Source organism: Kitasatospora sp. NPDC002227 (assembly GCF_040296285.1).
Classification (GTDB): domain Bacteria; phylum Actinomycetota; class Actinomycetes; order Streptomycetales; family Streptomycetaceae; genus Kitasatospora.
Map to the genome: position 1 here is coordinate 1 of NZ_JBEOWY010000117.1, position 3,660 is coordinate 3,660.

At 69.8% G+C, this 3,660-nt stretch carries 6 protein-coding genes and 2 pseudogenes; 6 read left to right on the plus strand and 2 right to left on the minus strand.

Translation table 11 applies throughout. The features are described from left to right. Positions 1 to 66: 66 nt before the first annotated feature. The 3 genes and pseudogenes from ABT095_RS38640 to ABT095_RS38650 form a co-directional block, all read left to right on the plus strand. Positions 67 to 414, plus strand: a complete 348-nt coding sequence (locus ABT095_RS38640; protein ID WP_350534319.1) for an STAS domain-containing protein — start codon at positions 67 to 69, stop codon at positions 412 to 414. Positions 415 to 536: 122 nt separating this feature from the next. Next, the gene (locus ABT095_RS38645; protein ID WP_350534323.1) at positions 537 to 866 is read left to right on the plus strand and encodes an ArsR/SmtB family transcription factor; all 330 of its coding nucleotides are present in this window, start codon (positions 537 to 539) and stop codon (positions 864 to 866) included. A 28-nt stretch (positions 867 to 894) separates the two neighbouring features. After that, positions 895 to 1,026: pseudogene (locus ABT095_RS38650) on the plus strand (IS256 family transposase); the annotation flags it as partial. Positions 1,027 to 1,207: 181 nt separating this feature from the next. Here the strand turns inward: ABT095_RS38650 and ABT095_RS38655 are convergent. Next, a complete protein-coding gene (locus ABT095_RS38655; RefSeq protein WP_350534320.1) occupies positions 1,208 to 1,606 on the minus strand; it encodes a peptidase inhibitor family I36 protein in 399 nt (132 codons plus the stop codon). Positions 1,607 to 1,937: 331 nt separating this feature from the next. On the opposite strand from ABT095_RS38655, the gene ABT095_RS38660 reads away from it, so the two are divergent. The 3 genes and pseudogenes from ABT095_RS38660 to ABT095_RS38670 all read left to right on the plus strand — a co-directional run. Then, positions 1,938 to 2,201, plus strand: coding sequence for a hypothetical protein (locus ABT095_RS38660; protein ID WP_350534321.1), 264 nt, complete (start codon positions 1,938 to 1,940; stop codon positions 2,199 to 2,201). Then, positions 2,176 to 2,700, plus strand: coding sequence for a DUF6879 family protein (locus ABT095_RS38665; protein WP_350534322.1), 525 nt, complete (start codon positions 2,176 to 2,178; stop codon positions 2,698 to 2,700). Before ABT095_RS38660 ends, ABT095_RS38665 begins: the two co-directional genes overlap by 26 nt. An 88-nt stretch (positions 2,701 to 2,788) precedes the next feature. Then, positions 2,789 to 3,487: pseudogene (locus tag ABT095_RS38670) on the plus strand (helix-turn-helix domain-containing protein); the annotation flags it as partial. A 10-nt stretch (positions 3,488 to 3,497) separates the two neighbouring features. Here the strand turns inward: ABT095_RS38670 and ABT095_RS38675 are convergent. Next, positions 3,498 to 3,620 (minus strand): hypothetical protein, encoded by a 123-nt coding sequence (locus ABT095_RS38675; protein WP_350534324.1) that lies wholly within the window; start codon positions 3,618 to 3,620, stop codon positions 3,498 to 3,500. Positions 3,621 to 3,660 lie beyond the last annotated feature (40 nt).

A 3,660-nucleotide genomic window follows, 5' to 3' on the forward strand; every position in this document is an offset into this window, starting at 1 on the left:
CCGCGACGGTCGCGCGGGCCGGCTTCGCACTCACCGCCGCCCCGTCCGTGGTGCGAGGGGGCGGCGGTGAGTATGCAGTGGGATCTCGATCAGGCTGGCCAGGTCGGCATTCTGCGCCTGTCCGGCTTCCTGAGCGAACGGACCACCCACCGACTCCACGGAGCGGTCGAATGGGCCCACGCCAGATGCCCGGACGGGGTCGTCGTCGACCTGTCCGCCCTCACCGGCTGGAACCAGCACGGCGAAGCGGGCATCGTGGCCGCAGCCGAGCGGCCCGGCCCGGGCCCCACCCCCCTGGTGGTGTGCGGGCTGGGCGGCAGGCCCGCTCCCGCGCTGCTCGCCGCCCACGCGTCCGGCGTCCTTCTCGTCCGACCGGACCTTGACACCGCGCTCCGCGCACTCGGAAGCCCCTGACCGACGCTCCTCGAACGGACATGTGAATTGCTAAGGTCGGCAGCTGATGAGGTTCCGCGGTTCGAGGGCAGGATCAGGAGGGTGACGATGTGAACGCTGATGCCCGGCAGTCGCCTCCTGTGGTGGGCGTGCCGCTGTACCAGTTGAAGGCCGAGTTCTTCAAAGCCCTCAGCCACCCCGTCCGTATCCGCGTCCTGGAACTGCTCAGCGAGCGCCCGCACGCCGTCGCCGAGATGCTCCCGGAGGTCGGCGTCGAACCCGCCCACCTCTCCCAGCAACTCGCCATCCTGCGCCGGACCCGCCTGGTGGTCAGCCATCGAGAAGGCGGTGCCACCTACTACCGCATCGCCAGCCCCGAGATCGCCGACCTGCTGGCCGTCGCCCGCTCGATCCTCGGCGACCTCCTGACCGGCCAGGCCGAACTCCTCGACGACCTGCGCGGCCCCCGGTGACGCCTCCGTCCCTGCCCCGCCGCCTGGCGACTTCGTCCCCGCCCTGGAGCAGTTCATCGGCGGCACCGCCGGCCTCTCCCCGGCCACCGTCACCCGGCTGACAAAGCAGTGGAGCGAGGACCACGCCGCCTTCCAGGACCGGAACCTGTCCGACCGCGATCCTCCGGAATCGTTCGGCGGCCTCGGCCCGCACGTCGCGAGGGGCCGCCGAGCGGGCCGGCGACCGCCGGCCCGGGAGCGTCGTCAGGAACTGACATGGTTGTCGGGACGTTCGACGCCCCGGTGTCTATCAGGAGTTGGCACCGGGGCGTCGAGCGCGTCGGCCGGGCTGACTGCCAGATTCAGGCCCGCACGGAACTGATCTTGTCGTTCCAGTCGAAGCCCACCTCGGGTCCGTACCGCTCGCTACTGGTGTGGGACGGCGCCGGTCGCAGCGTGCGGAAGTGGCTGCGGACCGTTGCGATTCGGTGCTCGTGACCGCGGTAGTCCGCGTCCTCATAGATCCGCATGGACCTGCCGGTGTTGTTGACCAGGGACGAGGCCCGATCGTTCATGCCCTGTCCGAGGTTGGCAACCGCCACCCGAGTAGCGAACATGCTGCCGCCCGTCGGCTTCTCATATCCGCCCCACTCGTTCGTCGTGTAGTTGAAGTCGGGGTCGGCATACAGGCAGAAGTAGCCCTGCGGGCATGCATCGGGGCCTGCGGCCTCCGCACCGTTCTTCCAGAAGAGGTCGGGCAACCGGTGCCCCTCCGCAGCACTTGCGTGGCCTGCGGGTGCCAGCGCAAGCAGCACCCCGACCGCCACCACGACCCGACTCAGGCGCCTCAGCAACGTGTGATCCTTCCTTCTGCCATTGAGATCCTCCTCGGTCCCAACGCCCAGGCTGACGAACGGTCACGGCGCATAGGTCACCGAAGAGGACATGCTTATTGCCAGACCGCAGAAAGGTGCGATGACCTGCGAGCTCAGGTTGACAACCCTGGATAGCAACCGCTCGCTCTTGACGGCTCGTCACTCTGGGAGGAGCGTCGTGCAAAACTGCGCAACCGACTTGGCGCGGGAGGCCGTCATGACGCTACGGTTCGCCGGGGTGGACCCCAACACCGGCAAGGACGAGAGCCCGATGGCGTGGGTGGACGACGAGCAGAAGGAACTGGTCGTCCAGGGATACAAGCCCGGCGACGAGCTCCTCGCGGAGATCGGCACGACCGAGTGGGTGCCCGGTCATACGGTCGGCACCCCCGACCACGAGAACGTGACCCGCATCCCGCTGCGCATGGCGCACATCATCAGGAAGGCACTCGACGATGCCGAACGTGACGGCCTTCTCTGACATGCTGGCCGCAGCCCGGCACTGCGCGGTGCACCTGGAGATGCGCGACTCCTACGGCATCGCCGCAGAAGCCGCGGAGTTCGAGCAGTTCCAGACCACCGGTGTCCACCCGGACCTCGATCCTGAAGGCATGGGATGGTCGGGCTGGGTGTCGATGGTCCGGGCCGCCGTCGCCCGCGGCGTGGTGGTGCGCCGGGCCCGGATCGTCTCCGAGCCGGTCACCGACTACATCCGCTACGAGCACGCCGGGACCGTGGTCAACCTCGCCGCTGGCGAGCAGGTCCGCTGGCTCCCACGGCGCCGGGCCTCCGACCTGGCCCTGCCCGGCAACGACTTCTGGCTGTTCGACAACACGATCGTGCGCTTCAACCACTTCACCGGCGACGGCGCCTCCGCCGGCCCGGAGATGTGCGGGGACCCCGCCGTGGCGAAGCTCTGCGAGACCGCGTTCGAGGCCGTCTGGGAGCGCGCTGTCCCGCACGAGCAGTACACCGTCTGACCCCGGACGCCCAGCACCCGTGCCCGCCTCTCCGTCCTCCAGCGCCCAGGAAGCCCGCCTGGCTGTTGCCGCGCGGCTGCGCGAGATCATGCAGGACGCTGGCCTGACAGGGCAGGAGCTGGCCGCCCGGTGCGGCTGGAACGGTGCCAAGACCTCCCGCATCATCCACGCCAAGACCGCGCCGTCGGACGCCGACATCCGCACCTGGTGCCGGGCCTGCGGTGCCGACGACCAGGCCGAGGACCTGATCGCTGCCAACCGGGCCGTGGACTCCATGTACGTCGAGTGGCGCCGCCTCACCCGCACTGGCCTGCGCCGACTCCAGGAATCCGCGACGCCCCTGTACGAGCGCACCCGGCACTTCCGCTCCTACTCCTCCCGCGTCGTGCCCGGTGTTCTGCAGACCGAGGCGTACGCCACCGCGCTGCTCGCCACGGTGGCCGACTTCCGCCGCACCCCCAACGACGTCGCCGAAGCAGTGAAGGCACGCCTGGCCCGCTCCCGGGTCATCCGCACCGGCCACCACCGCTTCGCGATCCTCGTGGAGGAGTCCGTCCTCTACTACCGCCTGGGCACCGTCGACACGATGGCCGAGCAGTTGGAGCACCTGCTGACCGCGATGGCACTGCCGGCCGTCTCGCTCGGCGTCATCCCCTTCACCGCGACCCGCACCATGTGGCCGGTGGAGACGTTCAACATCTTCGACGACGCCGAAGCCGGAGTGGAGCTGCTGTCCGCCCAGGTGACCGTCACCACGCCCAGCGAACTCGCGCTCTACGCGAGCGCGTTCGACCGGCTCAAGGACTTCGCCGTCCACGGCGCCAAGGCGCGGGCCCTGATCTCCAGGGCCGCCGACTCCCTGGGCTGCGGACGGCCCCGAGCTCCAGCACCCGCGCCTCCGCCGCGTCCAGGTCGTCCACCTCCAGGTCGAGGTGGAGCTGCTGCGGGTGCGCCGGGTCG

What these genes read in the sequence shown, in the direction of transcription:
- ABT095_RS38665 (WP_350534322.1), top strand. Translation starts at nt 2,176, where the DNA reads ATGCCGAACGTGACGGCCTTCTCTGACATGCTGGCCGCAGCCCGGCAC.
- ABT095_RS38660 (WP_350534321.1), top strand. Translation starts at nt 1,938, where the DNA reads ATGACGCTACGGTTCGCCGGGGTGGACCCCAACACCGGCAAGGACGAG.